Source organism: Pseudomonas sp. HN11 (assembly GCF_021390155.1).
In the GTDB taxonomy this organism is placed as follows: domain Bacteria; phylum Pseudomonadota; class Gammaproteobacteria; order Pseudomonadales; family Pseudomonadaceae; genus Aquipseudomonas.
This window is the reverse complement of record NZ_CP089985.1, coordinates 4,538,515-4,555,337: the sequence shown is the minus strand read 5'-3', so window position 1 is coordinate 4,555,337 and position 16,823 is coordinate 4,538,515. Positions and strand designations below refer to the sequence as shown.

The 16,823-nt window shown below is 60.7% G+C and carries 19 protein-coding genes; 15 read left to right on the top strand and 4 right to left on the bottom strand.

The features are described 5' to 3' along the window. Window positions 1-75: 75 nt before the first annotated feature. From cobO to LVW35_RS20655, 13 genes are all read left to right on the top strand, one after another. A complete protein-coding gene (cobO, locus tag LVW35_RS20715) occupies window positions 76-687 on the top strand; it encodes a cob(I)yrinic acid a,c-diamide adenosyltransferase (RefSeq protein ID WP_025855821.1) in 612 nt (203 codons plus the stop codon). Continuing rightward, window positions 684-1,991 (top strand): cobyrinate a,c-diamide synthase, encoded by a 1,308-nt coding sequence (locus tag LVW35_RS20710; protein WP_233891819.1) that lies wholly within the window; start codon window positions 684-686, stop codon window positions 1,989-1,991. Before cobO ends, LVW35_RS20710 begins: the two co-directional genes overlap by 4 nt. Beyond that, a complete protein-coding gene (gene bluB, locus LVW35_RS20705) occupies window positions 1,988-2,638 on the top strand; it encodes a 5,6-dimethylbenzimidazole synthase (RefSeq protein ID WP_233891818.1) in 651 nt (216 codons plus the stop codon). Before LVW35_RS20710 ends, bluB begins: the two co-directional genes overlap by 4 nt. Next, entirely contained in the window at window positions 2,635-3,543 is a 909-nt protein-coding gene (gene cbiB / locus LVW35_RS20700; RefSeq protein ID WP_233891817.1) for an adenosylcobinamide-phosphate synthase CbiB, read from the top strand. The genes bluB and cbiB overlap by 4 nt, the downstream gene beginning before the upstream one ends. Continuing rightward, window positions 3,536-4,525, top strand: coding sequence for a threonine-phosphate decarboxylase CobD (gene cobD, locus LVW35_RS20695; RefSeq protein WP_233891816.1), 990 nt, complete (start codon window positions 3,536-3,538; stop codon window positions 4,523-4,525). The genes cbiB and cobD overlap by 8 nt, the downstream gene beginning before the upstream one ends. Continuing rightward, entirely contained in the window at window positions 4,522-5,988 is a 1,467-nt protein-coding gene (locus LVW35_RS20690; protein WP_233891815.1) for a cobyric acid synthase, read from the top strand. Before cobD ends, LVW35_RS20690 begins: the two co-directional genes overlap by 4 nt. Continuing rightward, window positions 5,976-6,497, top strand: coding sequence for a bifunctional adenosylcobinamide kinase/adenosylcobinamide-phosphate guanylyltransferase (gene cobU, locus LVW35_RS20685; RefSeq protein ID WP_233891814.1), 522 nt, complete (start codon window positions 5,976-5,978; stop codon window positions 6,495-6,497). The genes LVW35_RS20690 and cobU overlap by 13 nt, the downstream gene beginning before the upstream one ends. Then, on the top strand, window positions 6,494-7,549 hold the full coding sequence (cobT, locus tag LVW35_RS20680) for a nicotinate-nucleotide--dimethylbenzimidazole phosphoribosyltransferase (RefSeq protein ID WP_233891813.1): 1,056 nt from the start codon (window positions 6,494-6,496) through the stop codon (window positions 7,547-7,549). The genes cobU and cobT overlap by 4 nt, the downstream gene beginning before the upstream one ends. Continuing rightward, the gene (gene cobC, locus LVW35_RS20675) at window positions 7,546-8,121 is read left to right on the top strand and encodes an alpha-ribazole phosphatase family protein (protein ID WP_233891812.1); all 576 of its coding nucleotides are present in this window, start codon (window positions 7,546-7,548) and stop codon (window positions 8,119-8,121) included. The genes cobT and cobC overlap by 4 nt, the downstream gene beginning before the upstream one ends. A 2-nt stretch (window positions 8,122-8,123) precedes the next feature. After that, window positions 8,124-8,852: an adenosylcobinamide-GDP ribazoletransferase gene (locus tag LVW35_RS20670; protein ID WP_233891811.1), complete on the top strand. Its 729-nt coding sequence runs from the start codon at window positions 8,124-8,126 to the stop codon at window positions 8,850-8,852. 42 nt (window positions 8,853-8,894) lie between these two features. Beyond that, entirely contained in the window at window positions 8,895-9,299 is a 405-nt protein-coding gene (locus LVW35_RS20665; protein WP_233891810.1) for a MarR family winged helix-turn-helix transcriptional regulator, read from the top strand. A 63-nt stretch (window positions 9,300-9,362) separates the two neighbouring features. After that, window positions 9,363-10,562, top strand: coding sequence for an MFS transporter (locus tag LVW35_RS20660; RefSeq protein ID WP_233896527.1), 1,200 nt, complete (start codon window positions 9,363-9,365; stop codon window positions 10,560-10,562). 150 nt (window positions 10,563-10,712) lie between these two features. Beyond that, the gene (locus LVW35_RS20655) at window positions 10,713-11,264 is read left to right on the top strand and encodes a glutathione peroxidase (RefSeq protein ID WP_233891809.1); all 552 of its coding nucleotides are present in this window, start codon (window positions 10,713-10,715) and stop codon (window positions 11,262-11,264) included. A 66-nt stretch (window positions 11,265-11,330) separates the two neighbouring features. Here LVW35_RS20655 and LVW35_RS20650 read toward each other — a convergent pair whose 3' ends face one another. The 4 genes from LVW35_RS20650 to LVW35_RS20635 form a co-directional block, all read right to left on the bottom strand. Further along, a complete protein-coding gene (locus LVW35_RS20650) occupies window positions 11,331-12,614 on the bottom strand; it encodes an OmpP1/FadL family transporter (protein WP_233891808.1) in 1,284 nt (427 codons plus the stop codon). A gap of 146 nt (window positions 12,615-12,760) precedes the next feature. After that, window positions 12,761-13,243, bottom strand: a complete 483-nt coding sequence (locus tag LVW35_RS20645; RefSeq protein WP_233891807.1) for a hypothetical protein — start codon at window positions 13,241-13,243, stop codon at window positions 12,761-12,763. Between the two features lie 281 nt (window positions 13,244-13,524). Further along, the gene (locus LVW35_RS20640) at window positions 13,525-13,749 is read right to left on the bottom strand and encodes a hypothetical protein (protein ID WP_005790139.1); all 225 of its coding nucleotides are present in this window, start codon (window positions 13,747-13,749) and stop codon (window positions 13,525-13,527) included. Between the two features lie 443 nt (window positions 13,750-14,192). After that, entirely contained in the window at window positions 14,193-14,498 is a 306-nt protein-coding gene (locus LVW35_RS20635; RefSeq protein ID WP_233891806.1) for a hypothetical protein, read from the bottom strand. Window positions 14,499-14,954: 456 nt separating this feature from the next. On the opposite strand from LVW35_RS20635, the gene LVW35_RS20630 reads away from it, so the two are divergent. Continuing rightward, window positions 14,955-15,278, top strand: coding sequence for a sel1 repeat family protein (locus LVW35_RS20630; protein ID WP_233891805.1), 324 nt, complete (start codon window positions 14,955-14,957; stop codon window positions 15,276-15,278). Window positions 15,279-15,453: 175 nt separating this feature from the next. Beyond that, window positions 15,454-16,818 (top strand): DNA recombination protein RmuC, encoded by a 1,365-nt coding sequence (rmuC, locus tag LVW35_RS20625; RefSeq protein WP_233896526.1) that lies wholly within the window; start codon window positions 15,454-15,456, stop codon window positions 16,816-16,818. The last annotated feature ends 5 nt before the right edge of the window (window positions 16,819-16,823 follow it).

The window sequence follows — 16,823 nt, the reverse complement described above, 5'->3', positions numbered from 1 at the left end:
GTGGGCGATGCTTGGCTGTCTGTGTTTTCTTTTTTCCTGCCCGCCGTTTTTGTCCAGCCCCAACGGAGAGCTGCCATGACCGATTCCCCCGACCGCGACGAACGCCACTTGGCGCGCATGTTGCGCAAAAAAGCCGTGATCGACGAACGCATCGCTAATTCCCCTAACGAATGCGGCTTGCTGCTGGTGCTGACCGGTAACGGCAAGGGCAAGAGCAGTTCCGCGTTCGGCATGCTGGCCCGGGCCATGGGCCACGGTATGCAGTGCGGCGTAGTGCAATTCATCAAGGGGCGCAACAGCACCGGCGAAGAGTTGTTCTTCCGCCGCTTCCCCGAACAAGTGCGTTTCCATGTGATGGGCGAAGGCTTTACCTGGGAAACCCAGGACCGCCAGCGCGACATCGCCGCCGCCGAAGCCGCTTGGGCGGTGTCCCGCGAACTGCTGCAGGACCCGGCCATCGGCCTGGTGGTGCTGGACGAACTGAACATCGCCCTCAAGCACGGCTACCTCGACTTGGACCAGGTCCTCAGCGACCTGCAAGCCCGCCCGCCGATGCAACACGTGGTGGTCACCGGTCGTGGCGCCAAACCCGAGTTGATTGAAATGGGCGACACCGTCACCGAAATGGGCATGCTCAAGCACGCGTTCCAGGCCGGTATCAAGGCACAGAAGGGCGTCGAACTTTGAATCAGCCCCGTCATTGCCCGGCCGTCTTGATCGCCGCACCGGCGTCCGGCCAGGGCAAAACCACGGTCACCGCCGCGCTCGCCCGTTTGCACCGCAACCTGGGACGCAAGGTGCGCGTATTCAAATGCGGCCCGGACTTTCTCGACCCGATGATCCACGAGCGCGCCAGCGGTGCGCCGGTATATCAATTGGACATGTGGATGGTGGGCGAGCAGGAAAGCCGTCGCTTGCTGTGGGAAGCGGCGGGGGAGGCTGACCTGATCCTCATCGAAGGCGTGATGGGCCTGTTCGACGGTACGCCGTCCAGCGCCGACCTGGCGCGACACTTCGGCGTGCCGGTGCTGGGCGTGATCGACGGCACGGCCATGGCCCAGACCTTTGGCGCATTGGCCCTGGGTTTGGCGCGTTATCAACCGGATTTGCCGTTCGCCGGCGTACTGGCCAACCGCGTCGGCACTCTGCGCCATGCGCAATTGCTGGAAGGCAGCCTCACCGAAGGCTTGCGTTGGTACGGCGCATTATCCCGCGAGACCGGTATCGAATTGCCCAGCCGTCACCTGGGCCTGGTACAGGCCAGCGAACTGAATGACCTTGATGTGCGCCTGGACGCCGCCGCCCAAGCGTTGGGCAGCAGTTGTGAAGTGGCCTTGCCGCCGCCGGTGACCTTTGCCGCGCCGCAAGTGGTCGAGGCCCAGCCCTTGCTCAACGGCGTGCGCATCGCCGTGGCCCGCGATGAAGCCTTCGCGTTCACCTATGGCGCCAGCCTCGACCTGTTGCGGGCGATGGGTGCCGAGCTGAAGTTTTTCTCGCCGATCCATGATCGCCAATTGCCTGACGCCGACAGCCTCTATCTGCCCGGCGGTTATCCGGAACTGCACCACCAGGCGTTGTCGGAAAATACCCCGATGCTCGACGCCATCCGTGCCCATCACGCGGCCGGCAAACCCTTGCTCGCCGAATGCGGCGGCATGCTCTACCTGCTCGACTCGCTGACCGATGTCAACGGCGCCCGCGCCGAACTGGTGGGCCTGTTGCGGGGTGATGCGGTGATGCAAAAGAAACTTGCGGCCTTGGCACTGCAAAATGTCGAACTACCCGAAGGCACACTGCGCGGCCATACCTATCACCACTCCCTGACCACCACCGAATGGCAGCCGATCGCCCGTGGCCTTAGCCCCAATGGCGGACGCGGTGCCGAGGCGGTTTATCGGCAGGGGCGGATGACGGCGTCCTACGTGCACTTCTATTTCCCATCGAATCCCCAGGCGGTGGCCGCGTTGTTCGCGCCCGATCCAGCATTATGAGCGACAACGCCTTCCCCCAGTCTGACCGTGACGCGGTCTACCGTGCCATCGCCGAACGCCGTGACATGCGCCACTTCAGCGGCGGCACTGTCGCCCCCGAACTACTGCACCGTCTACTCCAGGCCGCGCACCAGGCCCCCAGCGTCGGCCTGATGCAACCTTGGCGTTTTATCCGCATCAGCGACCGCTCGTTGCGTGGGCAGATTCAACAACTGGTGGAAGAAGAACGCGTACGCACCGCCGAAGCCCTGGGTGAGCGCTCCGATGAATTCATGAAGCTCAAGGTCGAGGGTATCCACGACTGCGCCGAAGTGCTGGTGGCGGCGTTGATGGATGATCGCGAGCGCCATATCTTCGGCCGGCGCACCTTGCCGGAAATGGACATGGCCTCGCTGTCCTGTGCTATCCAGAATCTATGGCTGGCAGCCCGTGTCGAAGGCCTGGGCATGGGGTGGGTCTCGCTGTTCGACCCCCTGGCGCTCGCCGATCTGCTGGGTTTGCCTGCGGGGGCGAAACCCTTGGCCGTACTGTGTCTGGGACCGGTAGCCGAGTTCTACCCGGCACCGATGTTGCAGCTAGAAGGCTGGGCCGAGCCACGGCCGCTGAATGACATGTTGTACGAGAATGTGTGGGGAGTGAGTCAATGAGTGTGGCCTTGCTGTGTGTCGCTGCCGTCGCGCTGGATGCGCTGCTGGGCGAACCCAGGCGCTGGCATCCGCTGGTGGCGTTCGGCAATTTCGCCGGGCGTATCGAACAACGTTTCAACACCGGTGGCCGCGGCTGGCGCAGCCATGGCGTCACCGCTTGGTTTATCGCTGTAGTACCGTTGACGCTGCTGGCCACGGCGTTGTCGTGGGCGCCTTATATCGGTTGGGTTCTTGAGATCCTGGCCTTGTATTGCGCCCTCGGCATGCGCAGTCTCGGCGAGCATGTGATCCCAGTGGCCCAAGCGTTGCGCAGCGATGACCTGGAGGAAGCCCGCAAGCGCGTGAGCTACCTGGTGAGCCGTCAGACCAGTGAGCTGGACCGCACTGAAGTCGCCCGCGCCGCCACCGAATCGGTGCTGGAAAACGGCAGCGACGCGGTGTTCGCCGCGATTTTCTGGTTTGTGGTCGCCGGTGTTCCGGGCGTGGTGTTATACCGCCTGAGCAATACCCTCGATGCCATGTGGGGCTACCGCAACGAACGCTTCGAACGTTTCGGCTGGGCCGCAGCAAAAATCGACGATGTGCTCAACTATATTCCTGCACGCTTGGTGGCCTTGACCTACGCCGTACTCGGCAAGACTCGTTTGGCACTCAAATGCTGGCGCACCCAGGGCCCGACCTGGGACAGCCCTAACGCGGGGCCGGTCATGGCCGCCGGTGCCGGTGCTTTGGGCGTCGAGTTGGGTGGCGCTGCGATCTACCACGGTGAAGTGCACCAACGTCCGCAACTGGGTGAAGGCCCGGCGGCGGATGCCGGCTCCATCGACCGGGGCTGGCAACTGGTGCAGCGCGGCGTATGGTTGTGGTTGCTGATCCTATGCGCGGGGGCGCAACTTTATGCTTGAACACGGTGGCCGGCTGCGTAAGGCAGCGATTCAGTACGGGATAGCCGAAGCCGACTGGCTCGACCTGTCCAGCGGCCTCGCGCCGTGGCCGTGGCCGATCCCCGACATCCCGCTGCGGGCCTGGGCGCGCTTACCGGAAACTGACGACGGTCTTGAGCAGGCCGCCAGCGAATATTACGGCGCTGCCCACCTATTGCCGGTGCCCGGTTCCCAGGCGGCGATCCAGTTGCTGCCGCGCCTGCGCCGCTCCGGCAAGGTCGGCGTGCTGTCACCGTGCTACGCCGAGCACGCCGAAGCCTGGCGCCGCGCCGGTTACGTGGTGCGCGAAGTGCAGGAGCAGGAAGTCGACTTCTTTCTTGATGGCCTCGATGTGCTGGTGGTGGTCAACCCCAACAATCCCACCGGGCTGAGCCTGAACCCGCAACGCTTGCTGGACTGGCACTCGCGGCTGGCCCAGCGCGGCGGTTGGCTGGTAGTGGACGAAGCCTTCATGGATGTCACCCCTCAACTGAGCCTGGCGAGCCAGGCGCATCAGGTCGGTCTGATTGTGTTGCGCTCATTCGGTAAATTTTTCGGCTTGGCCGGTGTGCGGTTAGGCTTTGTGTTGGCCGAGCGCAAGCTGCTCAAGTTGCTGGCTGAGCAGGTAGGCCCTTGGGCGGTCAGTGGGCCGACGCGGGTGCTCGGCCAAGCCTGCTTGCGTGACACCGCCGGGCATGCGCGGCAACGTACTCGGTGTATCGAGGCCGGCCAGCGGTTGTTCGCCGCTCTTGAGCGTCACGGCTTTCAGCCCCAGGGCGGCTGCGCGTTGTTTCAATGGCTGATCACGCCCCACGCTGAACATATGCATGAGTTCATGGCCCAGCGCGGCATCCTGCTGCGCCTGTTTGTCCACGACAGCAGCCTGCGTTTCGGTCTGCCCGACACCGAGGCCGACTGGCTAAGGCTGGACGAAGCCCTGGTCGCCTATAAGGAAGCGACATGAGTACGCTGATGGTGCAAGGCACCACCTCCGACGCCGGCAAAAGTACCTTGGTGACGGCGCTGTGTCGCTGGCTGGTCCGCCAGGGCGTGGCGGTGGCGCCGTTCAAGCCGCAGAACATGGCGCTCAACAGCGCCGTGACTGCTGAAGGCGGCGAAATCGGCCGCGCCCAGGCCGTGCAGGCCCAGGCCGCTAATCTGGCGCCGCACACGGACATGAACCCGGTGCTGCTCAAACCCAACAGCGACACCGGTTCCCAAGTGATCATCCATGGCCGCGCAGTGACCAGCATGAACGCGGTGGCTTATCACGACTTCAAGGCCATCGCGATGCAGGCGGTGCTGGCCTCCCATGCCCGATTGAGCCAGGCCTACCCAGTGGTGATGGTGGAAGGCGCGGGCTCCCCGGCGGAGATCAACCTGCGCGCCAATGACATCGCCAACATGGGCTTCGCTGAAGCGGTGGATTGCCCGGTTTTGCTGATCGCCGATATCAATCGCGGCGGGGTGTTTGCCCATCTGGTCGGCACCCTGGAACTGCTGTCGCCCACGGAGCAGGCGCGGGTCAAAGGCTTCATCATCAACCGTTTTCGCGGCGACATTGCGCTGTTGCAGCCCGGCCTGGACTGGCTGGAAGCGCGCACCGACAAACCGGTGGTGGGCGTGTTGCCCTACGTGATGGACCTGCACCTGGAAGCCGAAGACGGCATCGACAGGCGCCAGATCGGCAAGGCGGCCCAGGTACTCAACGTGGTGGTGCCGGTGTTGCCGCGCATCAGCAACCACACGGATTTTGACCCACTGCGCCTGCATCCTCAGGTGGATCTGCAATTCATCGGGCCAGGCCAGCCGATCCCGGCCGCCGACTTGATCATCCTCCCTGGTTCGAAAAGCGTGCGCAGCGACCTGGCTTTTCTGCGCGCCAACGGCTGGGACACCGCCGTGGCCCGGCACTTGCGCTACGGTGGCAAAGTGCTTGGTATTTGCGGCGGCCTGCAGATGCTCGGCGAGCAGGTGCATGACCCGTTGGGCCTGGAAGGGCCTGCCGGTTCAAGCGACGGCCTTGGGTTGCTGGCGTTCAGCACCACGCTGGAAGAAGAGAAGCAGCTGCGCAACGTACGCGGGCGTCTGTTACTGGAAGATGCCGACGTCAGCGGTTATGAGATCCACGCGGGCGTAACGTCTGGCGATGCCTTGTCGAACGCCGCTGTAATCCTGGAGGACGGCCGCCGCGATGGCGCGCAAAGTGCCGATGGGCAAATCCTCGGCACTTACCTGCATGGTCTGTTCGAAAGCCCGGCGGCGTGCAGTGCGTTGCTGCGCTGGGCCGGTCTGCAGGATGTGCAGATGGTGGATTACCACGCGTTGCGCGAGCGCGATATCGAGCGTTTGGCCGACTTGGTGGAGAACCATTTGGATACCGATTTATTGCGTAGCTTGTGTGGAGTCGCTCCATGCTCCAACTGATCCTCGGCGGCGCCCGTTCCGGCAAAAGCCGCCTCGCCGAAAAGCTCGCCAGCGAGACGGGTTTACCCATCACGTACATCGCTACCAGCCAACCGCTGGATGGCGAGATGAACGCGCGCGTTGCCCTGCATCGCCAGCGTCGCCCGGACCATTGGGGCCTGATCGAAGAGCCGATTGAACTGGCCCGCGTGCTACGCGAAAACGCGGCTGCCGGGCAATGCCTGCTGGTGGACTGCCTGACCCTGTGGCTGACCAATTTGCTGATGCTTGAAGACCCTGATCGCCTGACGCTCGAGCGCGATCAACTGCTGCAAACCCTGGCCGTGCTGCCAGGAGAAATCATTTTTGTCAGCAACGAGACCGGTTTGGGTGTCGTGCCGCTGGGCGAATTGACTCGCCGCTATGTGGATGAAGCCGGTTGGCTGCATCAAGCCTTGGCCGAGCGGTGTCAGCGTGTTGTCCTGACGGTTGCCGGCCTGCCCCTGACTTTGAAAGGTACTGCGTTATGACTGACACCTGGTGGCTCAATTCCTGTAAGGCAATTGACGCCCAAGCGTACGAACACGCCTTGGCGCGCCAGCAGCAATTGACCAAGCCGGCCGGTTCCCTCGGCCAGTTGGAAGCGCTGGCGGTGCAATTGGCCGGTTTGCAGGGCCAGGTCAAACCGTCGGTGGATCAGCCCTGGATCACCATTTTTGCCGGTGACCATGGCGTGGTCGCGGAAGGCGTGTCGGCGTTTCCCCAGGAAGTCACCGGGCAGATGCTGCACAACTTTGTCACCGGTGGCGCGGCCATCAGCGTCTTGGCGCGCCAGTTGGATGCGCAGTTGGAAGTGGTCGACCTCGGTACGGTCACGCCGTCCCTGGACCTGCCAGGTGTGCGCCACCTGAACATCGGCGCGGGCACCGCCAACTTCGTCCACGGCTCGGCGATGACCGTGGCCCAGGGCCAGCTCGCCCTGCAAGCCGGCCGTGACAGTGCGCGACGGGCGCTGGCAAGTGGGGCACAGCTGTTTATCGGCGGCGAGATGGGCATCGGCAACACCACCGCCGCCAGTGCGCTGGCGTGTGCCTTGCTCGACTGCCAGGTCGGTGACCTCACCGGGCCAGGCACCGGGCTGAATGCCCAGGGCGTGAGCCACAAGGTGGCCGTGATTGAGCGTGCTCTGGCGTTGCACGCAGGGCAGCGCGGTGATGCGTTGCAGACGCTATTCAATCTCGGTGGTTTTGAGATTGCCGCACTGGTGGGCGCGTACCTGGCCTGCGCCCAGGATGGCATCGTGGTGCTGGTGGATGGGTTCATTTGCACCGTCGCAGCGTTGGTCGCGACGCGCTTGAACCCTACGTGTCGTGAGTGGCTGGTGTTTGGCCATCGCGGCGCCGAGCCAGGTCACCGCCATGTGCTGCAGAGCCTCGATGCGCAACCGCTGCTCGAGCTGGGCCTGCGCCTGGGTGAAGGCAGCGGCGCGGCGTTGGCCGTGCCGTTGTTGCGCCTCGCGTGTGCGTTGCACGGACAGATGGCGACGTTCGCCGAAGCCGCTGTGGCAGACCGTCCGGCATGACCTTGCGCCTGGACCTGCTGCGCCACGGCGAAACCGAACTGGGCGGCGGCCTGCGTGGCAGCCTGGACGACGAACTCACCGCCAAAGGCTGGACGCAGATGCGTGCGGCCGTGGTGGAGCAGGGGCCGTGGGACCGTCTCGTCAGTTCGCCGCTGCAACGGTGCGCGCGGTTCGCCAATGAATTGGGCGCCCAGCTCGATCTTCCAGTGACCCTGGAAAAGGATCTGCAAGAGCTGCACTTCGGCGCCTGGGAAGGGCAGAGTGCGGCGGCCTTGATGGAAATCGACGCCGAGGGACTGGGTTTGTTCTGGGCCGACCCCTACCGCTTTACGCCGCCGGACGGCGAGCCTGTCAGCGCTTTTTCCGACCGTGTTCTGGGCGCAGTCGCACGCTTGCATCAGGCTTATGCCGGCGAGCGTGTGCTGTTGATCAGTCATGGCGGTGTAATGCGCCTGCTACTGGCGCAAGCGCGTGGCTTGCCTCGGGAGCAACTGTTGAATGTCGAAGTCGGCCACGGCGGGCTGTTCAGCCTGCAGGTCGCGGCTGATGGCGTGTTGAAGGAAGTGGTGTAGGCATGCAGCCCTTCTGGATCGCCCTGCAATTTCTCAGCAGTCTGCCGATTCGTCTGCCAGGCATGCCGCAGCCTCAGGAATTGGGGCGCTCACTGCTGTTTTACCCGGTCGTGGGGCTGTTGTTCGGTCTGCTGCTGTGGGCGCTGAACACGGCGTTGATGGGGGCCCCGCTATTACTGCATGCCGCGCTGTTGCTGACGGCCTGGGTGTTGCTCAGTGGCGGCCTGCATCTGGACGGCCTGGCGGACAGCGCCGATGCCTGGCTGGGCGGTTTCGGTGATCGTGAGCGCACGCTCACGATCATGAAGGACCCGCGCAGCGGGCCGATTGCCGTGGTCACGCTCGGCTTGGTGCTGTTGCTCAAGTTCACCGCGTTGGTGGCCTTGATCGAGCAACATAACGGTGCAGCGCTGATCCTGGCGCCGCTGATCGGCCGCGCATCGATGCTGGCGCTGTTTCTCTCCACGCGCTATGTGCGTGCCGGCGGATTGGGTCAGGCGTTGTCGGATCATTTACCGAGGATCGTCGGTCAACAGGTGCTGATCCTCAGTGGCTTGGCCTGCATCCTAATTGGTGGCTTCAGTGGGGGGATGGCTGTATTGCTCGCTGCGATCTGCTTTATGGGCCTTCGCCAACTGATGGTCAACCGCCTGGGCGGCACCACGGGCGACACCGCAGGCGCCTTGCTGGAACTGCTGGAAGTCGCGGTTTTGGTCGGTCTGGCGCTGTAACACTTTCTTGCATTTCCTTAATCGCGGGTATATACACCTTCCATGCTTGCCTCCCAGTGTTTATGCACCAACCTGCGACGCGCCGCCCGTGGCGTCAGCAGGCATTACGACGGCGCCCTTGATGGCTTCGGGATCAACGTCGCCCAGTATTCTTTGCTGTGTAACTTGCAGCGCCTCGATCAACCGAGCATTTCCAGCCTGGCGGAAGCCATGGGCCTGGATCGCAGCACCTTGGGGCGTAATCTGCGAGTACTGGAGGGCGAGGGTCTGGTGCAATTGGTTGAGGGTGATGACCTGCGCAACCGCCTGGTGATGTTGACCCAAGACGGTGAAGCGCGATTGGCCGCCGCATTACCCGCCTGGGAGGCGGCGCAGCAGAAATTGATCGATCAACTCGGCACGGAAAAACGCGAAACCTTGTTGGCCTTGCTGGACGAACTCGCCTGAATGCGTGTTTGTTCGAATACAAGCGGGTATATACCCGCGAGCGGAGAATAAGAAATGACCTCGATGTGGCGCACCAGTGGTTGGATTCTTGTGGGGAGTGCGCTGATCCTGGCGTTGTCGTTGGGCGTACGGCACGATTTTGGCCTGTTCCTGGCACCGATGAGCAGCGAATTCGGCTGGGGCCGTGAGACCTTCGCCTTTGCCATCGCCTTGCAGAACCTGATCTGGGGCCTGGCGCAACCGTTCACCGGCGCCCTGGCCGACCGTTTTGGCGCGACTAAAGCGGTGTTCTTCGGCGGCGTCCTGTACGCGGCGGGCCTGGTGTTGATGGGCATGTCCGATTCGGCGTGGTCGTTGTCTTTAAGTGCCGGCTTGCTGATTGGTATCGGCCTGTCCGGCACCTCATTCTCGGTGATTCTCGGTGTGGTCGGCCGGGCTGTGGCGCCGGAAAAACGCAGCATGGCCATGGGCATTGCAAGTGCTGCCGGTTCATTCGGTCAGTTTGCCATGGTGCCGGGCACTTTGGGCTTGATCAGTTGGTTGGGTTGGTCTGCGGCACTGCTGGCACTGGGCCTGATGGTGGCGCTGATTCTGCCGCTGGTGGCCATGCTCAAGGACCGGCCATTGCCGGTGCTGGCGGGTCAGCAAACCTTGCGCGAAGCCTTGAAGGAAGCCTGTTCCCATTCCGGTTTCTGGCTGTTGGCCTTCGGCTTTTTTGTCTGCGGTTTCCAGGTGGTGTTTATCGGCGTGCATTTGCCGGCCTACTTGGTGGATCAGCACTTGCCGGCCACCGTCGGTACCACGGTGTTGGCGCTGATTGGCCTGTTCAATATATTCGGCACCTACACCGCCGGCTGGCTCGGTGGGCGCATGTCCAAGCCGCGGTTGTTGACCGGTTTGTACCTGCTGCGTGCAGTGGTGATCGTGCTGTTTCTGTGGGCGCCGGTCACCGAAGTCACGGCTTACCTGTTCGGCATGGCAATGGGCTTCTTGTGGCTGTCCACCGTGCCGCTGACCAACGGCACCGTCGCCACATTGTTCGGCGTACGAAACCTCTCCATGCTCGGTGGGATCGTGTTCCTGTTCCACCAACTCGGTTCGTTCCTGGGTGGCTGGCTGGGTGGGGTGGTCTATGATCGAACCGGCAACTACGATTTGATCTGGCAGGTCGCGATCCTGCTGAGCCTGCTCGCCGCGGCCCTGAATTGGCCGGTACGCGAGCGGCCAGTGGCGCGATTGCAGGCGCAGATGGAGGCGGCATGAGCATAGCGATACGCGGGTTGACCCTCGCCGCGGTGTTGGTTTTGATGTTGCTGGCCTGGTGGGGCTGGCAACACGGCGGGCTGGCGTTGATGCAACTGGGTATGTCGATCTGTTAAGTTCGTGCTTTGACTACTTTCAAGGACACACGACATGCAGATGCGGTGGCTCACTGTACCCGTCCTGATGGCTATTGGCAGTGCTGCGCTGGCTGCCAGTTGCCCGCCGCTGCTGGAAGGTCAATTGCCCAAGCTGCGCGCCAAGGAATCCATCGACCTGTGCCAGCGCTTTGCTGGCAAGCCCTTGGTGATCGTCAACACCGCCAGCTTCTGCGGGTTCGCTCCACAGTTCAAAGGTCTCGAAGCCTTGTATCAACGCTACAAGGGCGAAGGGCTGGAAGTGATCGGCGTGCCATCGGATGACTTCAAGCAGGAAGCCAAGACCGGCGAAGAAACCGCCAAGGTCTGCTACGTCAACTACGGCGTGACCTTCACCATGACCGAGCCACAGAAGGTCAAGGGGCCGGATGCGGTGCAGCTGTTCAAGGTGTTAGCCAAGCAAACCGACGCGCCGCCAAAGTGGAATTTCTACAAGTACGTGGTCGATCGGCAGGGCAAGGTGATTGCCAATTTTTCCAGCCTCACGAAACCGGACAGCCCGGACATGATCAAGGCGGTGGAGGAAGCGATAGCGTCCAAGCCTTGATAATCAGCCATTAAAAAGCCCCGCTTCCTTTGCTGGAGAGCGGGGCTTTTTTTACACCGATCTGGATCAGAAGGTGTAGGTCATGCCCAGGCCGAAGCCGTTGGCACTGTTTTCATACTTGGCGCGGTAGCTGGCGGTTGAAGGAGCGGCAGCGGTCTGGTTGACCTTGACGTCCTCTTCCTTCAGGTACGAGTAAGCCAGGTCAATTGTCATGTTATCCATGACTTTGTAACCCAAGCCCACACTGAAGATCGTACGGTCGCCTGTAGGAATCCGCGGCGAACGATTGGTGTTGTTGGTGGGTGACTGGTCGAAGGTCAATCCGGTACGCAGCACCACTTGTTTGGTCAACTGATAAGAAGTACCCACTGCGTAGGCCCAGGTGTCGTGCCAATTCTGTTCTTCGGTGATCGCGCTGAGCTGGGTCGGTGCCAATAAACCACCTGCCCCGGTCACACCTTTGTTGTTGACAGTGATCTCTTTCAGGCGACTCCAGCGCGTCCAGGTAGCACCCCCATACAGTTTCCAGGCGTCAGTCAGGTCTTGTGTGACCGACAAGTCGTAGGACTCTGGCGTATCGATTTTCAGCGATGCGTCGTAACGGTTGTTACGCAGGAAAGGTTGAGTGGCGGCGGGGCCGCTGACGGTGGTATGGCCGTCCAACTTGTACTTGACCTTGGAGTGGTAGGTCAGGCCAACACGTGTTGTATCAGTCGCCTGGACCAATACACCGACATTGAAGCCCAGTGCCGTATCATCGCCCTTGATTTTGACGTTGGTATCGCTGACGGCAGGGTTAAGGGTCTTGTCCGATTCCAGCACACCGGAGATCCGGTTGATAGTCGGACCAAAACCGATGGACACGCGGTCGTTGAAGGCATAGCTGACAGTTGGCTGGAAAGTCATGACCTTCACTTCGCTCTTGCTGCCGAAGCCACGGCCCTGGAAGCCGCTTTCATAGTCGGTCACCAGGCCAAACGGTGCATACACACCGAAGCCGATGGCCCACTGGTCATTGAGTTTGTTGGTGTAGAAGCCAAATGGCACCGCAGTGAACGGCACCATGTCACCTTTGTTGGAGCCACGAGAGTTCCCGCCGGTGTTGCTGATATCGGTCGAGGCATCAATGGCAGCAACACCACCTGTGATCTGCTGGCCATTCAGGCGAGCCATACCGGCAGGGTTACCGTAAACAGTGCTTGCATCATCGGCAGAAGAAGAGCGACCTGCGAAACCCGTACCCATCCCGCTGACGCTCTGTTCGTTCAGTGCGAAACCGCTTGCAAACAGGTGGGAGGATGCCATGGCAACGGCGAGGCTAAGTGTGGTCTTGAGCATTACTTTTTTCATTATTAGAACTCCGTGGTGATCACCGCTGCGGAAAGTAACAATAAATTTAAGATCGCGCTATAGGCTGTAATGCAGGAGATAGAGCATTTTTGTAGGACAATCCGACCAAAATTCCGGTTTTTTGACGAATCTTGCAAATTGCCCGGTCAGCAAATCACGTGATTCATGGGTGAAACACAGGTTTGCCAGGCTTGAGTGAAATCGCGCAGCCGTCCTTGTGGGTGAAAAATTTCTTTCCAGATACGCGCCATGGCCAGCACATCACCGGGCGGAGGCAGTGCGGGGGTGTGTTGTTCCACCAAAAGCCAGGCAATGGCCGTGGCGTAACGCAGGTTGACGGTGAGCTCCAGTTGCGGAGCGCTGAGGAACGCATGCTGGCTGGCGAGCCCGCGTACCAGGCTGGCACGTTCGGGATCCAGCGCCAGGTAGTCATCCCACAAGGCGCGGTGGCGCGGTTCGGTGATGCTGTACAGGCCATGCCCGCGGCGGTCGTGCAGCGCGGAACCGAGCTCCGACTGGCTGGCGGCAATGCCCAGCAGCAGGGACTCGGCCGTCAGGTTATGGCGGCCGAGGTACATCAAGGTCGGCCGGATCACATAACGACACAATTCACTGGCAGCGATACCCATACAAGCCTCAATCCGTGAAAGTGGTCGACGAAGCCTGAGAAGGTAGGGGGCTTGGCAGCAGTGGATCGGATCTCAGGCTCGCCGGAAGCGGATCATGCCGCTTGAGTTGAAGTGTAGTGTCATATTTGTGATGTAAAGGACTGTTTTTAAAACATCTTCTTCATTTAGTTATAACGTTTATATCTATTTGAACTTAGTACAAAAGCTCAGTAGGCAAATTCCGGACAATAAAAAACCCTGCTTTTTAAACAGGGTTTTTGTGTTTCAGCGACTCAGGTCGATCAGGCAGTCAGTGCCTGACGGGTACGCTCGATCACGGCCTGCAGCGGTTCTGCGCTGGAGTATTGATCGGGGTACAGGCGTTCGCTGTGACGAGCGATGCCGTGTTCGTTGACCAGGGTGAAGCTGAAGCAGCCTTTGCGAGCGGCCATGATCAGGCAGTTCATTGGAGCAAAAGCGTTGGTGAGGGTGCGAATGGCATCCTGAGTATGGATTTGAGCGTTCATAATTATTGGTGTTCCTACAAATGACACAGATAAGAACCGTGCCGTATTAAAACGTTCCAGTAACGTTGATCACCATTGATCAAACGAAGAACCCGACTGGAACAAAGCAGCCAGTTTGAAGCGCTGATAAGTTAGGCGCGCTTGGGCTGGCAGGTAGGTACTTAGGAGGGCAGGCAACACAACAGGGGCAAAGGTTCTGGGCCCGGGGTGAAGATCCTGATCAATTTGCAGGTTGGTTCGGTCAGAGTATGGAAACTTCGCGGCACCCTTTGCTTGTTCAAAGGCAGTGTCGTCGCAAGTGATACCTGGAAACCATCGAGGTGGTCGATCCCGTGTTGTACATGGGAGTTGTTCGACCAGAATTGACTTTCAGCTTGGTACTAACGCCGCGGATAGTAACGGATTGAATCGGGTAAGGGAAGTGTGTAGCCAAAAAAAATCCATCAGCCGCCCAGCAGGCCCCGATAGACCAGCACGGTGGTTGCCGCAGCCAGCGAACAGCCCAGCCCGTAGGCGGCGAGTGTCAGGCGCAGGGATTGGCCGTTCTCGACCACCTTCATTACATCACCCATGTCATTGATCCGGCCATCGCCGAGTTCGATGCACAAGCTGACAGCAGTGAACGCCGCCGACAGCAGGATCGCGATGGCGAACAGCGCTCCATCCGGAGACGGCAGTGCCGCATTGATTCCCAGGGAAATGGCGCAGACAGCCAGTAGCAACACGGCGAACAACAGAATTCCTTTCATCGAGCCACCCACCGTCGCGTTGTAGGTGGAGGAGTGTGGCCAGCCGGGAAAGATTTGAAAAGTCCCTGATTTGCCTCGGCAGTAACATTTTTGCTACGTGTAGCTTCAAAAAAAGCCGGCGATATAACCGTTGGAGAGTAGTTGTGCACATTAGTTGCGGCGTGTGTAACCGTACTGTCAACTGCGCCTTCGGTGTGCCATTTGCCTGTAATGGAAATTTAAGTCAATGAAAAATCTGGCTTTTTTTTATTGGTGAAAAAATCGTCAGTTTGACTGCGGCCCCCATTCCATGCGGCTTTGCGCCAGTTCAAGGGGGGTTGTCCACTGAGTTATCCACAGCTTCTGTGGATTGTCCCGAGCGCTTGCTCTAGAACGGGCGTATAGAGTTTTTTCAGCTTTACCTGTACGAAAAAAAGAGTAGAGTGGCGCGCCTTCCGTTCTGTCCCTCAGTGCTTTATGAAGTTTCGCTCAGTATCACCTTCTGTTACCGATACCCCTCAAACTGTTACCGCCCCCAAGTGCTTTTCACTGAGAGTTGCCTTGTGGTTGCTCGACAACCCGCGCCTGGGTCACAACACCAACGTCAAACATTTTGCCGGGCGTTTGCTCAAGCAGCCGGCTCGTGACGGCGTAGTTGCCGCACAAAGCCGTCTGGGCCAACTCATGTGCCGTGAGTGCGGGAACGCCCGCGACCGACGCATCGGCCATGATCTGCTGCGCCTGGCGGCCCGCGCCGGTGATCGCCGCGCCCAGCGTGAACTGGGCCAGGTCGAAGACTGAGCTGTCCTCAGGCCCTGCGCTCCGCTAACCTTGTTTTTTTTCGGTGATGGCAGACATATCTATGGCTTTTGACTGGCCCAGTATTGCCCTCGGCGTCGCTGGCGCTGCCGTGCCTTTATTGGCCGTGTGTTGGCGACTTCAGCGACGGCTGACTGCACGCATGACCGGCTGGGAGTTGCTCGAAGAACGCCTGGCCACCGCGCAACTGGCCCAGGAAGGCCTTGCCGCGCAGCTGGATGCCAGCCGCGATGAAATCAGCGACCTTAGCCAGGCCAACGCCGCTAAACAGGCTGACTTGGCCGCCGTACGCCGTGAAGTCGAACTGCTGCAGATTGACCGCGATAACGCCCGCGACGCCGCCCATGCGTGGAACCTGGACCGCAGCGCCAAAGAGAGCGAACTGCGTCGCCTCGATGCATTGTCGGCCGCCTTGCGCGCCGAACTGCGGGAACAGCAGGACAGTCATCAACAACGTCTCACCGACCTGCAAGGCTCACGGGATGAGCTGCGCGCGCAGTTCGCCGAGTTGGCCGGCAAGATTTTCGATGAGCGCGAACAGCGCTTCGCCGAAACCAGCCAGGAACGCCTGGGCCAGTTGCTCGACCCGTTGAAGGAACGTATCCAGTCCTTCGAAAAACGCGTGGAGGAAAGTTATCAGAACGAGGCGCGCGAGCGCTTTTCCCTGGCCAAGGAGCTTGAACGTCTACAGCAACTGAACCTGCGCCTGTCAGACGAGGCCACCAACCTCACCCGTGCGCTCAAGGGTCAGAAAACCCAGGGCAACTGGGGAGAGTTGATCCTTGAGCGGGTGCTGGAGCATGCGGGGCTTGAGAAGGGGCGTGAATACCAGACCCAAGTCAGTCTCAAGGGCCCGGACGGCGAGCGGTTCCAGCCGGACGTGCTGATCATGTTGCCCGGCGACAAGCAGGTGGTGGTGGATTCCAAGGTCAGCCTCACCGCGTATCAACAATACGTGGCGGCGGAGGATGAAGTGATTGGCCAAGCCGCACTGAAGCAGCACGTGCTGTCGCTGCGCAATCACGTCAAAGGCTTGGCCGGCAAGGATTATAAACGCCTGGAGGGCCTGCACAGCCTGGATTTCGTGTTGTTGTTCGTGCCTATAGAGGCCGCGTTTTCCGCCGCGTTGCAGGCCGAACCCAACCTGTTTCAGGAAGCGTTCGACCGCCATATCGTTATCGTCAGCCCGACCACCTTGCTCGCCACGCTGCGAGTCATCGACAGCCTATGGAAACAGGAACGCCAGAGTCAGAACGCACGGGAAATCGCCGAGCGCGCCGGTTGGCTGTACGACAAGTTCGTGCTGTTTATCCAGGACCTGGATGAAGTGGGTAATCGCTTGCAGCAGTTGGACAAGGCTTACAGCGCGGCGCGAAACAAGCTGACAGATGGACGCGGGAATCTTGTCAGTCGCACCGAGCAATTGAAGTTGCTCGGTGCGCGGGCGAGCAAAAGCCTGCCGGCTGATTTACTGGAGCGGGCGATGACGGATTCAGAGGGTGTCGCGCACCTACCGGAATAACCGCG